Raw genomic sequence first — 20,751 nt, forward strand, 5'->3', positions numbered from 1 at the left:
TGTTGGAAAAAGTTTCGGATTCCCAGTTTTAAGTTAATCGAGCGCACTATTATGCTAAAATTGAAAGCGAATACAAAAAAGCTTGAATAGGGGAATTTTATGACTAATAAATTGATTAACTTTACTAAAGATGGACAAAAAATTATTTTAAATTATCAAGATAAACCTTTAGAGTTAACAGTCTTAACTCCAGAGATTATTCGTGTGTTTCAAGATCGCGGCAACGCCAGCAATTCTTACGCCATTGAAGGCGATAAGGAAATTAAGACTGACTTTGATGTTGAAGATAAAGGCGATCATGCTGAAATAACAACTGAAAAGTTAACTGTTAAGGCATACGATGACGAAAAGATTGATGTTTATGATGAAAAAGGCGATCCGTTAATTATTGATTATCGCGGCAGTAGAACGCCAATCGATCGTCAGATGGACAAAGAGCACTTGAAGCTAGCTGAATCAGAAGGCCATGATGTTAAGAAATTGCTGGGCATGCATGATGAAAACTATTATGAAATTATCAAGACTTTAGCCAGCGATGAACAATTTTATGGCCTGGGTGATAAAACAGGTTTCTTAAACAAGCGTCATTATGCTTATGACAACTGGAATACTGATAATCCTGATCCGCAAGTAGAAAGTTTCACTCGACTTTATAAGTCAATTCCAATTTTACTTGGTATTAAAAATGGTCATCCTTACGGTATCTTTTTTGACAATACTTACCGCAACCACATTGATCTAGGTAAAGAAAGCAACAATTATTATTACTACTCAGCAGTTGATGGCAATATTGATTACTACATTATTGGCGGTGATTCACTTAAGGAAGTTATCACTAACTATACTTATCTGACCGGCCGTGTACCAATGCCTCAAAAGTGGACATTAGGTTATCAACAATCACGTTGGGGCTATAGTGTCAGCCAAAAACAAGTAGAAAAGATCGCTGAAAATTTGCGCAAATATGATTTGCCATGCGATGTTTTACACCTTGATATCGACTACATGGATGGATATCGTGTCTTCACTTGGAGAAAAGATACCTATGAAGCTCCAGAAGATTTTGTTAAAAAGATGCGTAAGCTCGGCTTCAGAATTATTACGATCATCGACCCGGGTGTAAAGAAGGATGACGACTACAAGATCTACCAAGAGGGTCTTGAAAAGGGCTACTTCGTTAAGGCTCCAGATGGCACTGTTTATGTGAATGAAGTTTGGCCAGGGGATGCAGTCTTCCCAGACTTTGGTCGCAAGCAAGTACGTGAATGGTGGGCTAAGAACTGCAAGTACTTAGTTGACTTAGGTGTCTCAGGTATTTGGGACGATATGAACGAACCAGCTTCATTTAGAGGTGAAGTTCCAGAAGATGTAGTCTTCCATAATGAAGATGAGGAAACCACTCATAAAAAGATGCACAATGTCTATGGTCATAACATGGCTAAGGCAACTTATGAGGGACTTAAGAAGTATTCAGGCAAGCGTCCATTTGTAATTACTCGTGCTGCATATGCTGGAACACAAAAGTTTTCCACAGTTTGGACTGGTGATAACCAAAGTTTATGGACACACGTGCAAATGATGATCCCGCAATTATGTAACTTGGGGATGAGTGGTTTTACTTTTGCCGGTACTGATATTGGTGGTTTTGGTGCCGATACTACCCCTGAACTTTTGACTCGCTGGATTGAAGGTGCTTTGTTTAGCCCACTTTACAGAAACCACGCGGCTCTAGGCACTCGCTCACAAGAGCCATGGGTATTTGGCGAACCAACATTATCAATTTATCGTAAGTACTTGAAGTTACGTTACCGTTTTGTACCATACTTGTACGATGAATTTTATCGTGAAAGTAAAACTGGGTTGCCAATCATGCGTCCACTTGTTTTGAATTATGAAAATGATCCACATGTGTATAACATGAATGATGAATACATGGTGGGCGAAGACATTTTGACAGCTCCAGTTGTTCAAGAAGGTCAAACTAGCCGTGCAGTCTACTTGCCAGAAGGTGAATGGATTGATTTCTGGAATGGCGTTGAATATAGCGGCAAGAATACGATCCTGGTTGACGCTCCAATTGATAAATTGCCATTGTTTATTAAGAAGAATACGATTTTGCCATGGGGCAATGAAGTTAGCCACATTTCTGATGAGCCAGATAAGACCATGACCTTCAGAGTCTTTGGCGACAAAGGTAAGTACACTCATTACCAAGATAACGGTCTGGACTTCAATTACCAAAATGGCGAATACAACTGGTACGATGTGGAAGTTGCTGACGGTCATGTGGAAATTAAGTTGGCACATCATGGTTATGCACATGAATATCAACAGATTATAGTTAAGTTAGCTGATCGCGAAGTTGTCTTTGATTATTGCGACGGTGAATACGTAGAAAAATAAAAATAAGTTTGTAGCCATCGATTAAATTCGGTGGCTATTTTTTGTGGGTGAAAAAATATTAAAGTTGAATATTATAAGACTTCAACTAGTGTATTTCATGAACTAGTTGGAGCTTTTTTGATACCAAATCGGTCTACGTTTTCTTCAAAATCGGTCCTTCTTTACATGTGAAGCTGTCGATTTAATATGATTTTATAAAAGGGGATGAACCAAACGCCGTTAACGCGCATACCTGGTAAAAGACGGAATTTCATGGAAGATAATGTAGTGAGGATTGTTGGGGAGTGTCTTAATTGAAGATAGATAAATATACTTGATAAAATATTATTTTGCCTCTTTTCAATTATTAATTATCGATATACAATAATATATGAGAAGCGTATTAAAAGCTAACTCATAGAGGAGTAAGAAAATGAAAAAGTTTATTTTAAATCTATTAACGATATTAACTTGGATATATCAAGTGATTTGTGTTCTCGGCGTAATTTTCGGCATTGGCACAGTAGGTGTGGGTTTATTTGGCTTATCCAACGCAGATTTTCGCGACGGATTCCGTGTAGGCTTGGGCGTACATAATATTTCAGATGTACAACTCATCTGGCTCATTGTAGGATTAGGAATGTTATTCATGGTAATGGCTATCGCTGAATTCTTGATTTGTCGTTACGCACGTTTAATTGTCAAAAACATTAAGCAAGAAATTTACTTTGCGGCAAAGAACTTGCAACTGCTCAAAAAATTATTAATTTCAGTTGCTTGTTATACGGTGGGTTCAATTATTGATTACGTTATAATTGCCTGCAATCATGAGCTGGTTAATGCACAAACTCAGAATTATGTCTATCCGAATGGCATTACTAATGGATTATTGTTTTTAGCAGTTTTGTATGTGGTGTACTTGGTATTCAAGTATGGAATGAAAGTGCAAAAAGATTCAGATTCAATTATTTAGAAAGCAGTGAATAATCATGGAACAGACTCAATTTGAACGTGATAATCGTAAGATTTTGGTTGGCATGTTAGTAGGGATGCTTGTTTTACCAATCGTTATGTGGATTGGCTATGACTTAAAGAACGCACCATTAGTTAATCAATTAGCTGAAATCGCTATCGGAGCCGTTTTTGGCTCAATGGCTGGGGCCTTTATTACATTAAGTTTGATCGAGCATGGCGTTATTGCTGCAACCTTTTCTAAGATTAAAGTAACTACTATGATTAGAAACATGATCTTAACCGGTCTATTTTTCATAGTAGTAGGTGTATTGTTTGACTGGTTAATGAACCTTAATAGTTTTAATTTGATGAAGGAAATATTTTCCTGGGAAATAATTGGCGAATTTATCAGCGGAATGTTGTTTGCTTTACTATTTTAGAATGAATATGGATAATAATACGAAATCGATTATTTTAGTGATTGTACTTGTGCTAGTCGTGAGCTTAATTGCTGCAGTAATTAGAACGATTGCAGGACGGCGTGGCGGCCAATATACTTATCGCACTATTGTGTTAGGCAAAAAAACGCTGAGAAGCAGTCATTCACTGGGAAAAGTTCTACTAATTAATTTCTGTGATAACTTTTTCATTTTTTTGTGGCTTTTGCCATGAAAAGAGACAAGAACGATAAAAGTTGACGAAAGGATAAACTATGTTAACGATCGACCACCTCAATAAGAGCTTCGGTGCTAATCAAGTCTTATTCGATGTGAGTTTTTCCGTGCAGAATGGCCGCATCCTAGGCTTGGTCGGTAAAAACGGTGCCGGAAAATCAACGATTTTTCACAGCATTCTGAACTTCGTGGATTATACCGGTACGATTAGTATTGATGGCAAAAAATTCAATGCCAAAGACTATGATCAAGTAGGATATTTGCCTGAAGAACGCAGTTTGATGCCTAAATTAACCGTGGCTGATCAAGTTAGTTTTTTAGCCAGCTTGAAAGGGATGTCAGCTAAGAAGGCTAAGGCAGAACTGCCTGATTGGTTATCACGCTTAGGCGTAAAAGGCTTACCTACCGATAAAATCAAATCATTGTCTAAAGGTAATCAACAGAAGGTCCAGATGATCGCTACTTTGATTCATCAGCCTAAATTAATTATTTTGGATGAACCTTTTAGCGGATTAGATCCCGTCAACGTTGATTTGATGAAACAGCTGATTCTTGAAGAAAAAAGAAATGGTGCAACGATTATTTTTTCTGATCATGACATGCGTAACGTTGAAGAACTCTGTGATGATGTCGTGATGATTAATGATGGGCGTGTCGTTTTAAACGGTCCGGTCAATGAGATCAAGAATAGCTTTGGCCTGACTCGGATCTTTGTTAGAACAGACAAGAGCTTGAGTGATCTTCGTGAATTGCCTGGTGTAACGGATGCCATCGCACAGAATAACGGCTCTAAGCTGCTCATTCTTGAAGATGAAAAATATGGCAAAGCAATCTTTGATGAGTTATCTGCTGGCCAATATATTCAGACTTTTGATCAAGAACCACCAACACTGGATGAAATATTTAAGATGAAGGCAGGTGCCCGTCATGCATAAGATTTGGTTAGTAGCGAAAGAAACCTACCGCAGAGAAGTTAAGACATGGTCATATTTATTCATGATTTTAGCACCATTCATTATGGTCTTCGTGATATTTGGAATTGGATTCATGACGGGTAGTGGTGACGATAGTTATGTTGGCGTGGTAACTGACAATGCGGCGTTACGCCAATCAGTCAAGAAGTCGGATGATTTTGACAACTACGCCAGCGTCGCCAAGGCTAAGAAGGCTTACCACAATGACGACATTGATGGTTACGTAGTAGTTCAAGAAAAGGATAATCGCTTAATTGCTACTTATCACAGCGATGAGAAGATGGACGATGATCTTAAGTCAGAATTCTTGATTAGTCTAAAAAATGTCCAGCAAGACTTGAACTTAAAAGCAGCCAAATTATCTGCTAAGCAACTACAGGCATTGTCGGATCAAGTTGATTTCAAACAGACTATCAAACAATCTGACGGCAGTGCCGATAATCCAGTACAAGAAATAACCTTCTTCATTCTGATTTTCTTATTATATTTCTTGGTTTTAACTTACGTTCAAGTAACGGCACAAGATATTGCGACCGAGAAGGGCACCAAGATGATGGAAGTAATCTTCTCCAGTATGCCAGGTGGGGATTACTTTACTGGTAAAATTTTGGGCATTTTTGGTGAAATTATTACCCAGGTGTTAATTTATGCGTTAGGGTTAGCAGGTTGTTATTATGCTGCACCGTATATTGGTGGGGTTAGCGACAGTTTCAACAAGTTCAAACCGATGATCGACCAAGTCGTAGGCAACCTTTTGTCCTGGGGCCTACTGTTCACGGTACTAGCTTTAGTATTATTCATCATCTTCGCCGCATTTTGTGGTGCTTTGACTGCTAAGAGCGAGAATGCAAATAAGGCAGTTTCACCTTTGACGACTATCGGTATTGTTGGCTTCTTGATCGCAATCAACTTGCAATCAGCAGGTGATCCGATCTGGGCTAAGATTTTGTCATATGTTCCATTCTTATCATCATTCATTATGCCAATGAGAGTGCTGAAAGGAAATGCGACTGGCTTTGAAGCAGGAATTTCAGCTGTGGCTGCTTTGTTAGCAATAGTAATTTCCTTTATGTGGATCAGACGTATCTATCCGAAGTTGATTTTACAAACTGATGATTTAGGTCCATGGCAAAACTTTAAGCGTGGATTGCTTAATTAGAATATTTATTTAGCCAGCAAGAAATAATCTTGCTGGTTTTTTTCGTCATTTTTGTTTATTCTTCGTCAAATAGGGTAAAATGACTAAGAATAATTATCAGTGACTACGAAAACAGATCATGTAAATACACATGATCTGTTTTTTGCGTAAAAAATGCATAAAAATGAATTTTAATGAAGAATAATTAATTAAAATGATTATTTTTGAAGAAATGTGATTGATTTTGGAGAAAAAAGCGGATACAATAATGATCGAGGTGAAAAAGAAATGCTGACACAGGAACGCCAAAGCTTAATTGAAAACTACGTTAATCAGCACGAAGTATGCCGCGTTAGCGAGTTATGCGACTTAACTGATACATCCGAATCAACTATCCGTCGCGATCTTATTCAGATGGAGAAGAACGGAATGCTTAAGCGTGTGCATGGCGGTGCTCAATCAGTAAAAAATTTTTCTCGTGATGTTTCCCAAAACGTCCGCTTTAGTTTGAATCATGAAGTGAAGATTTCTATTGCTAAATACGCAGCAGAACACTTCGTTCACCAAGGTGATAACGTCTTTATCGATGCGGGAACGACCACATATGAGTTAGTCCCATTTTTGGTCGATGTTCCCAAGGTGAAGATCATTACCAATGGTGTTGAAACGGCGTTATGTAGCTTGAATCACGGCATTAAGACCATCTTAATTGGTGGCGAGGTCAAAGATGACACTCATGCCGTGATTGGTCAAACTGCACTCGCTCAAATTAGAGGGATGAACTTTTCAGTTAGTTTTGTTGGAGCTAACGGAATCGAAAAAAATGGCAATCTTACAACGCCAGATCCCGAAGAAGCTGCAATTAAGGCTGCCGAAATTAAACAAGCTAGACATGCCTATGTTTTAGCTGATTCATCCAAGATTGGTGAACGCAACTTTGCGGTTTTCGCCAACACCAAGGACGTTTACGTGGTAACAGATCAACTTAAATCCAGTCAAAAAGCGGCATTACCTGCCGATATCAACCTAGAGGAGGCAAAATAATGATCTATACAGTAACTGTTAACCCAGCGCTTGACTATGTTCTTCAATTAGAAAAAGTTAACCGCGGGGAAGTTAACAGAACTAATAATGATGCATTTTTAGCAGGTGGGAAAGGAATTAACGTTTCTCAAATTCTTAACCAATTAAGTGTTGATAACACTGCTTGGGGCTTTGTTGGTGGTTTCACTGGCAAGGAATTGGTTCGCCAATTAAACCAAAAGAGAATTGAAAGTGACTTCGTTACTATTTCAGATAACACTCGTGTGAATGTTAAGATCCACGCTGAAAAGGAAACTGAAATTAACGCGGCTGGTCCTAACATTACCGACCAAGAAATCACTGCTTTTAAGGATCGTTTAAACGATTTAAAGAAGGGCGACATTGTAGTAATGAGCGGTTCTCTTACTCCAAGCCTTCCAACTGATTTCTATCAATCATTGCTTCCTACTATTAAAGAAGCAGGTGCAGAATTTGTTGTTGATACTACTGGTCAAGCTCTTCTTGATACTTTGGAATACAAGCCATTAGTAATCAAGCCTAACCACCACGAATTGGCTGACCTCTTTGGCGTAACCTTTGATTCTAGCGACGTGATGCTTGAATACGCACAAAAGTTGCTTGATATGGGTGCACAAAATGTCATGGTTTCAATGGCTGGCGAAGGTGGTTTCCTTTTGACTAAGGATCACGTATACCACGCTAAGGGTGCCGTTGGTACTGCTGTCAACTCAGTTGGTGCCGGTGACTCAATGATCGCTGGTTTTGTTGGTACTTACTACAAGACTCAAGATCCTAAGGAAGGCTTTAGAATTGGTATGGCTTGTGGTGCTGCTACTGCATTTACCAAGGATATCGCTGTGAAGAGTCAAATCGACGCAGTATTGCCACAGATTAAGGTTGGACAAATTTCTTAATTTAAAGGGGAAAGATATATGAGAATTAAGGACATATTAAGTCCTGAGTCCATGATTATGGAACTCAAGGCTAAAAACAAAGAAGATGCCATTAAAGAAATGGCTGACCTTGAAGTTGCAACCGATATCGTTAACGACGAAGATGCATTTATCAAGTCCATCTGGGACCGTGAAAATGAATCTACTACCGGTATTGGTGGCGGAATTGCGATGCCTCACGCACGTAACAAGTCAATTAACAAGGCTCGTGTGTTGTTCGCTAAGAGTAAAGAAGGTATTGACTACAACTCACTTGATGGTCAACCAGTTCACTTATTCTTCATGATTACTGCACCAGCTGGTGCTGACAATACTCACCTTCAAGCTTTAGCTAAGCTTTCTGGTTTATTAATTGATCCAGAATTGGTTGAAAAACTTAAGGCTGCTAAGACTCCAGAAGAAGTTATCGATCTTTTCGAAAAGGCTGAAACTAAGAAGGACGAAGAAGACAAGAAGGCTGCCGAAGCTAAAAAGGCTAAGGAAGCTGCTAAAGCTCAAGGTAGTTCAGATGATAACAAGCCTTTGATCGTTGGTGTTACTGCATGTATCAACGGTATTGCCCATACTTACATGGCTCAAGAAGCCTTGATCAAGGAAGGTAAGAAGCGCGGTATCGAAGTTAGAATCGAAACTAACGGTTCAGAAGGTGTTAAGGATAAGTTAACCCCTGATGAAATTAAGCGTGCTAAAGGTGTTATTATCGCTTCTGATAAGAAAGTTGATATGCCACGTTTTGACGGTAAGCACTTAGTTAACCGTCCAGTTGTTGATGGTATCAACAAGCCAGGTGAATTGATTGATGACATTATGGATGACAAGGCAGGTGTTTACCACGCAAGTGCATCTGACAAGTCAGAAGAATCATCAAGCACTGAAAAGCCAGGCTTATGGGCAGGTATTTACAAGAACTTAATGAACGGTATCAGCCACATGCTTCCATTCGTTATTGGTGGTGGTATCTTGATGGCTATCTCCTTCATCGTAGAAAACTACGGTGGTGGTGCTAAGTCTCCTGCATTTATCTTCTTGAACAACGCTGGTAACTTGGCCTTTGCCTTCATGGTTCCAGTTCTTGCTGCTTACATTGCTGAATCAATCGGTGACTTGCCAGCTCTTATGCCAGGTTTCGTTGGTGGTTACATGGCTGCGATCGTTAACGGTCAATTCCAAGTTAACGTTCAATCACACGCAACTTCACCAGCTGGATTCTTAGGTGGTATTGCTGCCGGTTTCATCGCTGGTTACTTAATGGTTGGTTTGAAGAAGCTATTTGCTAAATTACCTCACTCAGTTGAAGGTATGAAGCCAATGCTGTTCTACCCAATCTTAGGTTTGCTGTTAATCGCAGCTATTATGTTCTACATCATCAACCCAATCTTCAGTGGTATTAACTTTGCTATTACCCACTTCTTGAATGGTATGGGTACTGGTAACTTGGTACTTCTTACTACTATCTTGGCTGGTATGATGTCAATCGATATGGGTGGTCCTTTCAACAAGGCTGCTTACGTATTTGCTTCAGGTGCTTTTGCTAACGACCCACACTCAACTACTGCTGCTATCTTAATGGCTGCTGTTATGGTTGGTGGTATGGTTCCACCATTTGCTACTGCTATCGGTACTACTTTCTTCAAGAATAGATATACTTTGGAAGAACGTCGTGCAGGTGTTTCAAACTGGGTATTAGGATTCTCATTCATTACTGAAGGTGCTATTCCATTTGCAGCTGCTGATCCAGGTCGTGTAATTCCTTCATGTATTATCGGTTCAGCTGTTGGTGGTGCGTTAGTTGGTTTATGGCACGTTGGTGTTCCAGCTCCTCACGGTGGTCTTTGGGTATCACCACTTGCTGGTAACATTGGCGGACCAAGTCACATTTTGTTCTACTTCTTGGCAACTATTATCGGTTCTATCGTAGCCGGTTTGATCATGAGTTTCTGGAAGAAGAACGTTAAGGACGATCCTGACGAATAAAAATATGTACTGGAGTAAAATAATTTAAGTTATTGATCAAAAAATACTCCATTATGTAAAAAAACGTATTATAATATAAGTATCTTGATGATCTCTACTTGAATCAAGATACTCTGTTATGTTTTGCGCTACCTTCGGGTAGCGTTTTTTTGTGAGAAAAATTAAGGGATATATTAAGCTAAAACTAGTAAGTAGGTGAAAAAGTTGAACGATCAAATTATCCGGATCACCAGGGCTCTCAATCATCCAATTCGTATTCAGATTCTTTATTATTTAAATGATCATCAAAAAAGTAGTGTAAATAATTTGGTTAAGCAATTCGATGTGAGTCAACCAGCTATTTCACGTCATCTTAGAATTTTAGAAGAAGCTAAGTTGGTTAAAAGTGAACGGGTTAAGCAGGAAAAGTACTATAGTTTAGCTGATAATCATATTATTAAAATCTTGGATGTTTTACGTCAGCACGTCAAAGAATAGTTTGACAAGCATATAAAAATATGTTTATATAATGATGTAATTCTAGAACAAAAGCATTTAAATAAAATTCAGCAAATTTTATATTTTAAACATTTCTTATAATTTATAAGTTTTTATTGATAGCATCAGGTCTAAGAGGCACTGGTGCTATTTGTATACGCTTAAAAATATTGACACGATTATCAAACTAGCTTATTCTAACTTTAAGTCAGAAAAGAATTGCTGAACTTTCTGATTTAAATGCTTTTTTTGTATGGAGGAAATTATATTGAGAAAAATAAAATCTAGAATTACTAAGTCACTTTTTATCATGGGATTAATGGGCATGATTATGCTCTTAGCTTCCGCATGCTCAAATAAAAAGGGTGCAAAAACTAACTCTGACAAGGTTTCAATTGTGACTACAACTAATGTTTATGCAGATATTGCTAAGAATGTTGTAGGTAAGTACGGCAGTGTTCAAGCCATTATTAAAAACAGTGCAACTGACCCACACGATTTTGAACCAACAACTGCAGATGCCAAGGAATTGACTAAGGCTGACATTATCGTAGCTAATGGCTTGGGTTATGACACTTGGATGAACAAGTTAGCTAGTTCAGTAAGCAAGAAACCAGTCTTGGTGGGCGAAGACTTAATGGGACTCAAGAAGGGCGACAACCCTCATATCTGGTATGATTTAGATATGCCAACCAAGTATGTTAACTACTTAGTTAAGCGTTTGTCTAAGTTAGACAAAAAACATGCAGCTTACTTTAAGGAAAATGGTGACAAGTACTTAGCTAAAGTTGCTAAGATCAAGCAAATTGCCAAGTCAACTGATAAGAAGAACAATAAGCCTGTTTTAGTTAGTGAACCTGTTTTTGATTACGGTTTAGAAGAAGCTGGCTACAAGATTGGCGACAAGGAATTTGAAGAAGCAATTGAAAATGGTACTGATCCAAGTCCTAAGACCATCAACAAGATGACTAATGAAATTAAGGATAAGAAGATCGCATTCTTTGTTAATAACACTCAAGCAAGTAGTTCAACTGTTAAGACTTTTGTTAAGCTTGCTAAGGAAAACGGTGTGCCAGTACTTAACGTTCGCGAAACAATTCCAAATCATATGACTTACTTGGATTGGATGAGAGAAAATTACCAAAATTTAGCTAATATTAGCAAAAAATAGATAGAATTTAGCAAGTAAAGGGGACGCTAAATTGATTTTAGATGTGAATGATCTTTCAATGAGATTTGATACAAAGACCGTTTTTCAGGATATTAACTTTCATCTTGAAAAAGGATCAATGACTGCTCTCTTGGGACCAAACGGAACGGGAAAGACAACATTAATTAAGATTTTGATGGGGATGCTTACGCCAACTGATGGTAGCTATAATTTCTCATCAGATGTTAAATTAGGCTATGTGCCACAATTTAGAAATATTGATTCAGAATATCCACTTTCAATTCGTGCATTTATAGGTTTAAATGCACCACTTTTTAAAACAAAAAAGGTGAAGGATCAAATTGATCATCAATTGATTGAAACTCACTTAGATTCGATTAAGGATACTCGAATGGGTGAAGCTTCAGGAGGTCAAAAACAGCGTGCATATTTAGCTCAGGCGCTGCTGGATAGTCCTAATATGATTATCTTGGATGAAGCAACAGCGAGTCTTGATCCGGCTGCTAAGGAAGAATTAATGGGGCTAATCAAGCACCTTAATCAAGAACACAAAATTACGGTTTTGTTCGTTACTCATGATATTCCGTTAGCTAAAAAATATATGACTGATTACTTGTACCTTAACAAGGGTTCAATCAGACAAGGAAAGATGAGTGAGTTTAAGGAGGATTTCGAATAATGTTTCAATATGAATTTATGCGTTATGCCTTCTTAGCAAGTACATTTATTGCGATTACCTGTGGGGTCGTCGGAGTTTATGTTGTAGCACGCAGCTATGCCTTTTTAGCTCATACTTTGTCAGAAATTGGCTTTGCGGGGGCAGCCTTTGCCGTGTTTATCGGTATTGCGCCGTTATGGGGGATGCTGCTCTTCACGTTATTAGGTTCGATTGGCGTTGGTGAATTGTCTTTGCATAGTGATCAAAAGGAATCTTCAATTAGTGCGATTTCTGCACTGTTTATTGGATTGGGTGTCTTGTTCCTAGCTATTTCAGGGTCTAACAGCCGTTATGCGACGAATATTTTGTTCGGTAGTATTATCGGTGTAGACAAACAAGGCGTAATCCAATTGGTTGTTTTATCAGTTATCGTTTTGCTGATGATTTTGCTGGTTCAAAGGAACTTGAACTTTGATTCATTTGACCATATAGGTGCGATTGCGCACGGTGTGCATACTGGCTTAGTAGGAATTGTTTTCTTAATTTCTTTGGCTATGTCAGTTGCTATCGGTGCACAAATTGTTGGTTCATTGTTAGTATTTATTTTGCTAACATTGCCATCTTCAACGGCCCGTTATATTGGTCGAACAATTCCAGCGATGATTGCATGGTCGGTTTTCTTTGCCTTAATTGGTGTTTGGGCAGGTCTATACTTAGGTTTTATCACTAATTGGCCTGTCACATTCTTTATTGCTACAATCGAAGTAGTAATTTATCTGGTTGCTTATGGCCTCCATGTAGTTAAACATCGTTAATAGAAATAAAGCAGGTTGAGAAATTCAACCTGTTTTTTATTTGAAAAAGAAAAAGAACTACTCCATTCCGAGGAGTAGTTCTCAAATGATGTGAGAAATTTTACTTTCCATTAATTGTTATATAGTTTGTTGAGCAAAGTTGCAAGCAAAAATTTTAGAATTTGTAATAATTAATAAAATTTGAGTATTTGGTTTTAACTTTTGACTTATTTAATGATTAAATATACTATAAGATGTTTTACGATAAAGGATGGGTTAGATGTGGATTAAGTTTGCGATTGCGTTGTTGCCAATCATTTGGTTGATTATTTCACTTGGTGTGATGCGCATGCCAGCTGCACGAGCTTGTGTAATTGGATTGGTATTAACAATTGTGCTTGCAATTTTTAGCTTTAAATTACCTGTTTTAGATACCATGACGGGAGCCTTAGAAGGGATCATCATGGGTATTTGGCCAATCATGTTCGTGATCGTGATGGCGTTATTCGCATACAATGTGACTACTGAGTCGGGCGGAATGAAAACCATTCAGAATATGCTGGCCACGATTTCAACTGATAAGCGTATTATCGTGCTAATTATCGCTTGGGGCTTTGGCGGCTTTCTTGAATCAATTGCCGGTTTTGGTACAGCAGTAGCAATCGCGGCAGGTATTTTGATTGCTTTTGGGTTAGATCCAATTAGAGCATCAGTAATTAGTTTGATTGCCAACACAACAGCAACAGCTTTTGGTGCAATTGGCTTGCCGATTTTAACATTAGCTGAAGTAACTAACTTGAAGCAAGAAAATTTATCTTTCATTGTAACTTTGCAATTATTTGTATTGGTAGTGTTAGTACCATTTATCCTGGTAATTTTGACAGAAGGCAGTATTAAAGCTGTAAAAGGCGTTGGCTTAATTACCTTGATGTCAGGACTAGGAATGGCTATTCCCCAGGTAATAGCTGCTAAATTTGTCGGTGCAGAATTACCTGCAATTGTAGGTTCTCTTTGCTCAATCGCTATTACGGTTTTGTTTACTAGATGGCATGAAGATGAGGAAGAATCTGATGTGGAGCGTCCAAGTACAAATGAAATGCTTAAGGCATGTTCACCATTTATCTTAGTCTTCATCTTCGTCATTTTTGCATCATCATTAGTAGCACCAGTTAACAATTTGCTTAGCAAGGTGACAACTAACTTGGTAATTTACACGGGTAAAAATCCAAATACCTTGGCCATTAATTGGTTAAATTCTCCAGGAACTTTACTTTTAATTTCTACATTAATCGGGGGAACCATCCAAGGCGTTAGTTTTAAGAAGATGATGCAGATTTTAGCACAATGCATTAAGAGCGTGTGGAAGACCACAATTACAGTTTGTGCCATTGTTGGTCTGGCTAAGGTAATGGTCTATGCTGGCATGACTGATGCGTTAGCTATTGCATTGGTAAGTTTGCTTGGCCCTGTTTACCCATTGTTTGCGCCGCTTATTGGGGCTCTTGGAACATTCTTAACAGGATCTGCTACTTCAGCTAACGTGCTCTTTGGTAACTTGCAACTGTCAGCAGCAGCGGACTTAGGCGTAAGCAAGTACTGGGTTGTTGCTTCAAATATGACTGGTGCGACAGCAGGAATGCTTTCACCACAGAACATTGCGGTAGCGACCGGTGCAATTCACCGCGAAGGTGATGAAGGTGAAATCTTGAAGGAAACTGTCAAATGGGGCAGTTTGTACTTGGTAGTCTGCTGTGTGTTCTTGTACATTACGGGATTACTGACAGGTATGATTTAAAGTTAGAAAAATAAAAAATGAAGGATCTGCTATGATGCAAATTCTTTTTTGATACAATGATTTGGATTTAATTGGAGAAAGAAAAACAAAAAGAGAGAAGATATGAAAAACGACAACTATTTAGCCTTGGCCGATCAAATTGATTTTAATGATCAAAAGCAGACTAAAACTGCTTTAGTTAAAATGATCTGGCTCGAAATTATTTTGCAAATCTGCTATCAAGCTTATCCATTTGTGACCAAATATCTTATTGGAAATAGGGTACTGAAGGATGTATTTGTAGCTATTTACTTAATTGTTTTTACAATGGCTGCATTGCATTTTGGACTCACAACTAAGGTATTTGATAAACGAGTAAAAACACATAGGGCTGTTAAAGTTCTGACGGCTGTTTACTTTGTGCTTCTGGGATTGATGGTAGTAATGAATATCTTCACCCATAGCATGGTTTTTAAATTACCAGGACATAAAATTGTATCTATTGCATTGATTGCCTTATCTGCTGCAATTTGTGAAGAATTCTTGTTTAGAGGCATTTTGTTCAACATTTTTGCAGTGGCTTTGCGTAAGAATAAATACAACATTTTTTGGACATCAGTAATTTGTTCAGTGCTATTTGGATTGTGTCATTTGATTAATTTATTCCATCAGCCACTCGTTTCCACAATTGGACAAATAATTTTGGCAATGGCACTTGGCTTTATACTCAGCTATTTGCGTATTCTTTCAAATGGAATAATATTCGGTATAATTGTGCACTTCTTGCAGGATTGTTCTCCTCAGGTGGCAAGCTCAAATACGGGAAATTCAAACATTGCTTTTGTTTCAGCAGTGTATATTCCAGTAAGTATTTTTATGATGATTTGTATTTATCTGTTTAATCGTCAATTGAATAAAAAATAAATAAAAGGCTCTTTGTTAATGCTGTAGGCATTTTCAAAGAGTCTTTTTAGTAATCTTATTTTAACCATTTCTCTATTTTTTGAGGTGTATCTAATTTTTCTACGGGTATATTTGATATTAATTTTTGTAACTTTACTTCATCTTTTGCACGTTGAATAGATTCTTTTGAAAAATCAGACATTAGGATCACTCCTTTTTTGTATTTTATAGAAGATATTATTACTAATTTTACCATTTTGCCTTTTGTAAAAGATATTTTAGTGATTTTTGTAATGAAATCTTTTATAAAAGATTTCATTGTCATTTTTATGATAATATCTTTTATAGAAGATATTAGACGAAATTTACGAAAATATTTTTTATGGAAGATATTACTATGATAATAAAACGTGATAAATATATGAAGTTCCTGAATGAATTCAAGGATAATGATGCAATTAAGGTCATTACGGGAATTCGTCGATCGGGAAAAACATTTTTAATGAATATGTTCATTGATCAGCTTAAAGATGAAGGCATACATGATGATCAAATAATTCATATTAATTTTGAAGATTTGGCCTTCAACGATATAAGAAATGAGATGGATCTATATAAGTATGTGCATGATCATGAAAATAAAGAAAAAAAGAATTACCTCTTCTTTGATGAAATTCAAAATGTACAGAACTGGGAAAAGGCAATCAATAGTTTTCGAGTAGACATGGATGCTGACATTTATATTACTGGATCCAATTCTTACTTGTTATCTGGTGAAATGGCAACATTACTGTCTGGTAGATATGTTGAACTAAAGGTTTATCCATTATCATTTAAAGAATATTACGATTATAAAAAGGGCACACCGCAAACCGCATATAAATTGTTTACTGATTATATTGTTGATGGAGGATTCCCAGCAGTTGATATTGCTCCGAATGAGGACCTAAAGACGGCACTTAAACGAGGAATTTTTGACTCTGTTGTTTTACGTGATATAGCTCTTCGCTCGAATACTCGAGATGACAAGGCAATTGTTGCAATTATTGAATATTTAATGGGTGAGATCGGTAGTCCGATTTCCGCAACTAATATTTCTAACACCTTAAGAAGCAATGGATTTAAAACAACGACTTCAACTGTTATTTCTTATTTGAATTTGTTGCAACAATCATATCTTTTCTATGAGGCTAAAAAGTATAGCATTCGTGGTAAAAAATTACTGTCTACTTTAGGCAAATATTATGTTGCAGATACAGGTTTGAGAAACACTAGGCTTAATAAAAATTATCGTGATAATTTAGGTCATCAGATTGAGAACATTGTCTTTATTGAACTTCTTCGCAGAGGCTACAATGTTGACGTAGGCGATTATTCTGGTAAGGAGATCGATTTTGTTGCCCGCAAAGGTAATGAAATTAAGTATTATCAGGTAACAGGACATTTACCAGAAGGGAGTACGCGTGAAACTGATAATTTACGCTATATTCCTGATGGATATCAAAAGACAGTATTATCATTGTCACAGTTTGATGAAGGAACGGTTGATGGTATAGCTGTAAAATATTTGATCGATTGGTTATTAGAAGAATAAATAAAAAGATGATAGTTTCACGTGAAACATATCATCTTTTTTACTATTAATATTTACTTTTCAATCAAGCTTTCAAATTCGTTTAAACGCTTTTCAAAAGTCTTGAAAGCATCTTCCAAATAATCAGGCTTGGTCATGTCAACGCCGGCACGCTTCATAATCTCAGTAGGATAGTCGCTAGAACCTGACTTAAGGTAGCCCAGGTATGCATCCCTGTCAGCCTGACTGCCATGCACTACCTTATTAGCCAAAGCTGTCGCAGCCGCAAAACCAGTCGCATATTGGTAAACGTAGAAGTTGTAGTAGAAGTGTGGAATTCGTGACCACTCAAGCGCAATATCGCCACCAGGTTCAACACTATCGCCGTAGTAATGCTGGTTAATTTGACCATAAACATCATCTAAAATATCAGCAGTCAATGGTTCACCCTTAGCATCTGCTTCATGGATAAATTGTTCAAATACCGCAAATTGAGTTTGACGGAACAAAGTACCCTTGAATGAATCAAGGTAGTAATTCAAGATGAATGCGCGTGTCTTAGGATCAGTAATATGGTCCAGGAAATACTCGGTCAAAATATTTTCGTTAGTAGTTGAAGCAATTTCAGCTACGAAGATTGGGTAATCACCATAGATGTAAGGTTGACTATGGCGGGTGTACCAAGAGTGAACTGAGTGCCCAGTTTCGTGAACTAAGGTATAAAGTGAATCGATATTGTCTTCCCAGTTCAAAAGCTCATATGGATCGGTGTCATAAGCACCACCAGAGTAAGCACCAGTAACTTTACCCTTAGATTCAACAGGGTCGATCACACGGTTATTAAAAATATAATCAACGTGCTTCAAGTAGTCTTCACCAAGTGGCTTCAAGGCTTCTTTAGCAACCTTTTTTGCCTCTTCAAAGTTATAAGACAAAGCAGGCTTACCAGTTAGCGGCACGTACATGTCCCACATTTGTAAGTCTTTAAGACCTAAAATCTTTTTACGTAATGCGACATAACGGTGGAGCAAATCAAGGTGTGAATCAACCTCTTTGATTAATGTGTCGTAGACTTCAACGGGTACGCCGTTTTCAGCTAATGCGGCTTCTCGAGCTGAGTCATACTTGTGCATACGAGCGTTGTAGTTATGCTTTTTTACAACACCAGATAGAGTAGATGCAAGTGAGTTCTGGAATTGACCATAGCTTGCATAAAGCGTATCGAAGGCGCCTTTGCGCACGTCACGGTTTTGGGACTGAATCAATAATGAATAAAGACCATCGGATAATTGTTCCATGTTGCCGTCTTCGTCTTGCACGTAGCCATATTCCATGTCAGAGTTGGTTAAAACGTTAAAGGTGTTCTCGGACACGCTCATGGCATCCCCAGCATCGGCGATAATTTTTTCTTCTTCTGCTGGCAACGTGTGAGGACGCTTATTAGTAATCATTTCCAAATAGTGGGCATAATCAGCTAATCGTGGTTCATCCTTCTTAAATTGTTCAAACTTTGCGGCAGGGATGCTCAAAATTTCAGGATTAATAAAGCTGGTTGCTGCTTCAAATTGATTGGACAAGCTTTGCACGCGACTAACATAGCCTAAATAATGTGAGTTAGAAGTATCAACGTCGCTAGACATAGTGGCATAAACGTAAATATTTTCCACATCACGCTTAACTGCTAAAATCTTGGTTAAGCCTTCATATAAGTCTTTGCCTGATTTAGCCAAACTGCCCTTTAATTCACTTAGCTTAGCTACTTGGTCTTTTGCCTTGTCGTAGGAATTTTCCCAGTCTTGGTCTGTTTTAAAGATTCGGGTTAAATCCCACTTCATATTTTCTGGGACTTCGCTTCTTGTTGGAATCGCCATAAATTTTCCTCCATTAATTACATTTTGTATACATCATAATTCGATGTACAATGAAACACAAAAAATAAGTTATTATTAATTATAAGTAATTTTATTTTATCTAGCGATTAAAAGTGATACAAATTAACATGTATTAATTTTGAAGGGAAAAGATACAAAGAATGGACCAAAATCCAAAACGAAGAGAAGAATACCGAGTAAGACATTCCTCACTTAATCTCCACCGCAATCGTGCTTTTGCTGCAGACAGTTCTGCATTAAAAAGTGGTAATATGTTTGCACGCTTTATTGGCGTAGTCGCATTAGTGGTTGTTTGCTTTGGAGTAGCATGGGCTGCGCACATGTATTTCGCCATTCATAGTGCAGTTGATGGTAAGGGGGATAGCAATGTACCGGCTTCAGCTAAGATTGCTAATAGACAACCTATTTCTATCCTAGTGTTAGGTGTGGATCAAGGTATTGAAGGACGACATGATCGTGGTAATTCAGATACCATGATTTTAGCTACAGCTAATCCGCAAAAAAATACTGCAACGATGACCTCAATTCCGCGTGATACCTTAGCTGATATTAAGGGAGATCCGGGAGACGAATATTTCATGTTCAGGGTAAACTCTGCCTATGAAACTGGTGGTAGTCAATCCAGCATGAAGACTGTTTCAAGCATGTTAAATGTACCAATTGATTATTATCTAGAAGTGAATATGAAGGCATTGCGCAGCTTAGTTAATGCAGTAGGTGGCGTAGACGTTAATGTGCCGTTTGACTTTTCATATGATTGGTGTGATTTCCATAAAGGGAAGCAACACTTGAATGGTCGTCACGCTGTGGCTTATGTCCGTATGAGAAAAGAAGACCCACGTGGGGACTATGGTCGTCAACTTCGTCAACGCCAAGTAATTGAGGCGATTATGCATAAGGCCATGTCTGTTAATACGCTGAGCAATTATCGTAAGTTAATTGATATTTTTAACAAGTACGTGAAAACTAATTTGACCTTTAACGATATGCTTAGTCTTACTTTGAATTATCGTGGTTGTGCTAAGAATTTGAAGAGTGGCTACATTCAAGGTCATGATGCCTGGATTGATGGTTCTTCAATTCAAGTTGCTTCAACTGAAGAATTGCAGAAGGTTTCTAATAGAATTCGGAAGAATTTAGGTTTAGAAACTGAAACGTTAGATAATGAAGAGACACGACAAAACGAATTGAATGACCAAAATAGTCATATCAAGTGGGACGATCCGCAAGCATTTACTAATTATCGAATCTATGATCAAAATTCAGATAAGCCTGCTGGTGGTTCTAATTCTGGTTATGGTAAGAATCCAAATGCTTCATCATCGTCAAATAGCAGCAGTTCTAGTTCATCATCAAGTAGTGGTGGCTGGAAGTTTCGATGGTAAAAATTAACAGCATCCCGATCTGGGATGCTGT

General features: G+C 37.8%; 18 protein-coding genes. 16 read left to right on the forward strand and 2 right to left on the reverse strand.

Annotated elements, in window-relative coordinates; all coding sequences use genetic code 11:
• The first annotated feature begins 99 nt into the window (after positions 1 to 99).
• From JEM49_RS09870 to JEM49_RS09935, 14 genes are all read left to right on the forward strand, one after another.
• Positions 100 to 2,403, forward strand: coding sequence for a glycoside hydrolase family 31 protein (locus tag JEM49_RS09870; RefSeq protein WP_201874856.1), 2,304 nt, complete (start codon positions 100 to 102; stop codon positions 2,401 to 2,403).
• Positions 2,404 to 2,815: 412 nt separating this feature from the next.
• The gene (locus JEM49_RS09875; RefSeq protein ID WP_025005886.1) at positions 2,816 to 3,355 is read left to right on the forward strand and encodes a hypothetical protein; all 540 of its coding nucleotides are present in this window, start codon (positions 2,816 to 2,818) and stop codon (positions 3,353 to 3,355) included.
• 16 nt (positions 3,356 to 3,371) lie between these two features.
• The gene (locus tag JEM49_RS09880) at positions 3,372 to 3,776 is read left to right on the forward strand and encodes a hypothetical protein (protein ID WP_201874857.1); all 405 of its coding nucleotides are present in this window, start codon (positions 3,372 to 3,374) and stop codon (positions 3,774 to 3,776) included.
• Positions 3,777 to 4,048: 272 nt separating this feature from the next.
• Positions 4,049 to 4,945 (forward strand): ABC transporter ATP-binding protein, encoded by an 897-nt coding sequence (locus JEM49_RS09885; protein WP_201874858.1) that lies wholly within the window; start codon positions 4,049 to 4,051, stop codon positions 4,943 to 4,945.
• Positions 4,938 to 6,143 carry an ABC transporter permease gene (locus JEM49_RS09890; protein ID WP_201874859.1) on the forward strand — a complete coding sequence of 402 codons (1,206 nt, stop codon included), beginning with the start codon at positions 4,938 to 4,940 and terminating at the stop codon, positions 6,141 to 6,143. The genes JEM49_RS09885 and JEM49_RS09890 overlap by 8 nt, the downstream gene beginning before the upstream one ends.
• A gap of 267 nt (positions 6,144 to 6,410) precedes the next feature.
• A complete protein-coding gene (locus JEM49_RS09895; protein WP_201874860.1) occupies positions 6,411 to 7,166 on the forward strand; it encodes a DeoR/GlpR family DNA-binding transcription regulator in 756 nt (251 codons plus the stop codon).
• Positions 7,166 to 8,080, forward strand: a complete 915-nt coding sequence (gene pfkB / locus JEM49_RS09900; protein WP_025005881.1) for a 1-phosphofructokinase — start codon at positions 7,166 to 7,168, stop codon at positions 8,078 to 8,080. Before JEM49_RS09895 ends, pfkB begins: the two co-directional genes overlap by 1 nt.
• Positions 8,081 to 8,098: 18 nt before the next feature.
• A complete protein-coding gene (locus JEM49_RS09905) occupies positions 8,099 to 10,093 on the forward strand; it encodes a PTS fructose transporter subunit IIABC (RefSeq protein WP_201874862.1) in 1,995 nt (664 codons plus the stop codon).
• Between the two features lie 204 nt (positions 10,094 to 10,297).
• On the forward strand, positions 10,298 to 10,570 hold the full coding sequence (locus JEM49_RS09910; protein ID WP_003630183.1) for an ArsR/SmtB family transcription factor: 273 nt from the start codon (positions 10,298 to 10,300) through the stop codon (positions 10,568 to 10,570).
• A 253-nt stretch (positions 10,571 to 10,823) separates the two neighbouring features.
• The gene (locus tag JEM49_RS09915) at positions 10,824 to 11,741 is read left to right on the forward strand and encodes a metal ABC transporter solute-binding protein, Zn/Mn family (RefSeq protein ID WP_201874864.1); all 918 of its coding nucleotides are present in this window, start codon (positions 10,824 to 10,826) and stop codon (positions 11,739 to 11,741) included.
• A gap of 31 nt (positions 11,742 to 11,772) precedes the next feature.
• Complete coding sequence (locus tag JEM49_RS09920; RefSeq protein ID WP_025005879.1) at positions 11,773 to 12,420, forward strand: metal ABC transporter ATP-binding protein; 648 nt, start codon at positions 11,773 to 11,775, stop codon at positions 12,418 to 12,420.
• On the forward strand, positions 12,420 to 13,214 hold the full coding sequence (locus JEM49_RS09925) for a metal ABC transporter permease (protein WP_025005878.1): 795 nt from the start codon (positions 12,420 to 12,422) through the stop codon (positions 13,212 to 13,214). The genes JEM49_RS09920 and JEM49_RS09925 overlap by 1 nt, the downstream gene beginning before the upstream one ends.
• 259 nt (positions 13,215 to 13,473) lie before the next feature.
• Positions 13,474 to 14,988 carry an L-lactate permease gene (locus JEM49_RS09930; protein ID WP_201874866.1) on the forward strand — a complete coding sequence of 505 codons (1,515 nt, stop codon included), beginning with the start codon at positions 13,474 to 13,476 and terminating at the stop codon, positions 14,986 to 14,988.
• Positions 14,989 to 15,090: 102 nt separating this feature from the next.
• Positions 15,091 to 15,891: a CPBP family glutamic-type intramembrane protease gene (locus JEM49_RS09935; RefSeq protein ID WP_201874868.1), complete on the forward strand. Its 801-nt coding sequence runs from the start codon at positions 15,091 to 15,093 to the stop codon at positions 15,889 to 15,891.
• A 55-nt stretch (positions 15,892 to 15,946) separates the two neighbouring features.
• On the opposite strand, the gene JEM49_RS10705 is transcribed toward JEM49_RS09935, so the two are convergent.
• Positions 15,947 to 16,072: a hypothetical protein gene (locus JEM49_RS10705; RefSeq protein WP_274609076.1), complete on the reverse strand. Its 126-nt coding sequence runs from the start codon at positions 16,070 to 16,072 to the stop codon at positions 15,947 to 15,949.
• Positions 16,073 to 16,267: 195 nt separating this feature from the next.
• Here JEM49_RS10705 and JEM49_RS09940 point away from each other — a divergent pair, with 195 nt between their 5' ends.
• A complete protein-coding gene (locus JEM49_RS09940; RefSeq protein ID WP_087236349.1) occupies positions 16,268 to 17,464 on the forward strand; it encodes an ATP-binding protein in 1,197 nt (398 codons plus the stop codon).
• Positions 17,465 to 17,517: 53 nt separating this feature from the next.
• On the opposite strand, the gene pepF is transcribed toward JEM49_RS09940, so the two are convergent.
• Positions 17,518 to 19,314 (reverse strand): oligoendopeptidase F, encoded by a 1,797-nt coding sequence (gene pepF / locus JEM49_RS09945; RefSeq protein WP_201874870.1) that lies wholly within the window; start codon positions 19,312 to 19,314, stop codon positions 17,518 to 17,520.
• A gap of 161 nt (positions 19,315 to 19,475) precedes the next feature.
• Here pepF and JEM49_RS09950 point away from each other — a divergent pair, with 161 nt between their 5' ends.
• Positions 19,476 to 20,720: an LCP family glycopolymer transferase gene (locus tag JEM49_RS09950; RefSeq protein ID WP_201874871.1), complete on the forward strand. Its 1,245-nt coding sequence runs from the start codon at positions 19,476 to 19,478 to the stop codon at positions 20,718 to 20,720.
• Positions 20,721 to 20,751: the final 31 nt, after the last annotated feature.

Source organism: Lactobacillus sp. A27 (genome assembly GCF_016742815.1).
Lineage (GTDB): Bacteria > Bacillota > Bacilli > Lactobacillales > Lactobacillaceae > Lactobacillus > Lactobacillus gallinarum.

Excerpts from the sequence above, each read along its gene's own strand:
- JEM49_RS09870 (WP_201874856.1), top strand. The coding sequence starts at position 100 with ATGACTAATAAATTGATTAACTTTACTAAAGATGGACAAAAAATTATT.
- JEM49_RS09875 (WP_025005886.1), top strand. The coding sequence starts at position 2,816 with ATGAAAAAGTTTATTTTAAATCTATTAACGATATTAACTTGGATATAT.
- JEM49_RS09880 (WP_201874857.1), top strand. The coding sequence starts at position 3,372 with ATGGAACAGACTCAATTTGAACGTGATAATCGTAAGATTTTGGTTGGC.
- JEM49_RS09885 (WP_201874858.1), top strand. The coding sequence starts at position 4,049 with ATGTTAACGATCGACCACCTCAATAAGAGCTTCGGTGCTAATCAAGTC.
- JEM49_RS09890 (WP_201874859.1), top strand. The coding sequence starts at position 4,938 with ATGCATAAGATTTGGTTAGTAGCGAAAGAAACCTACCGCAGAGAAGTT.
- JEM49_RS09895 (WP_201874860.1), top strand. The coding sequence starts at position 6,411 with ATGCTGACACAGGAACGCCAAAGCTTAATTGAAAACTACGTTAATCAG.
- pfkB (WP_025005881.1), top strand. The coding sequence starts at position 7,166 with ATGATCTATACAGTAACTGTTAACCCAGCGCTTGACTATGTTCTTCAA.
- JEM49_RS09905 (WP_201874862.1), top strand. The coding sequence starts at position 8,099 with ATGAGAATTAAGGACATATTAAGTCCTGAGTCCATGATTATGGAACTC.
- JEM49_RS09915 (WP_201874864.1), top strand. The coding sequence starts at position 10,824 with ATGGAGGAAATTATATTGAGAAAAATAAAATCTAGAATTACTAAGTCA.
- JEM49_RS09925 (WP_025005878.1), top strand. The coding sequence starts at position 12,420 with ATGTTTCAATATGAATTTATGCGTTATGCCTTCTTAGCAAGTACATTT.
- JEM49_RS09930 (WP_201874866.1), top strand. The coding sequence starts at position 13,474 with ATGTGGATTAAGTTTGCGATTGCGTTGTTGCCAATCATTTGGTTGATT.
- JEM49_RS09935 (WP_201874868.1), top strand. The coding sequence starts at position 15,091 with ATGAAAAACGACAACTATTTAGCCTTGGCCGATCAAATTGATTTTAAT.
- JEM49_RS10705 (WP_274609076.1), bottom strand. The coding sequence starts at position 16,072 with ATGTCTGATTTTTCAAAAGAATCTATTCAACGTGCAAAAGATGAAGTA.
- JEM49_RS09940 (WP_087236349.1), top strand. The coding sequence starts at position 16,268 with ATGATAATAAAACGTGATAAATATATGAAGTTCCTGAATGAATTCAAG.
- pepF (WP_201874870.1), bottom strand. The coding sequence starts at position 19,314 with ATGGCGATTCCAACAAGAAGCGAAGTCCCAGAAAATATGAAGTGGGAT.
- JEM49_RS09950 (WP_201874871.1), top strand. The coding sequence starts at position 19,476 with ATGGACCAAAATCCAAAACGAAGAGAAGAATACCGAGTAAGACATTCC.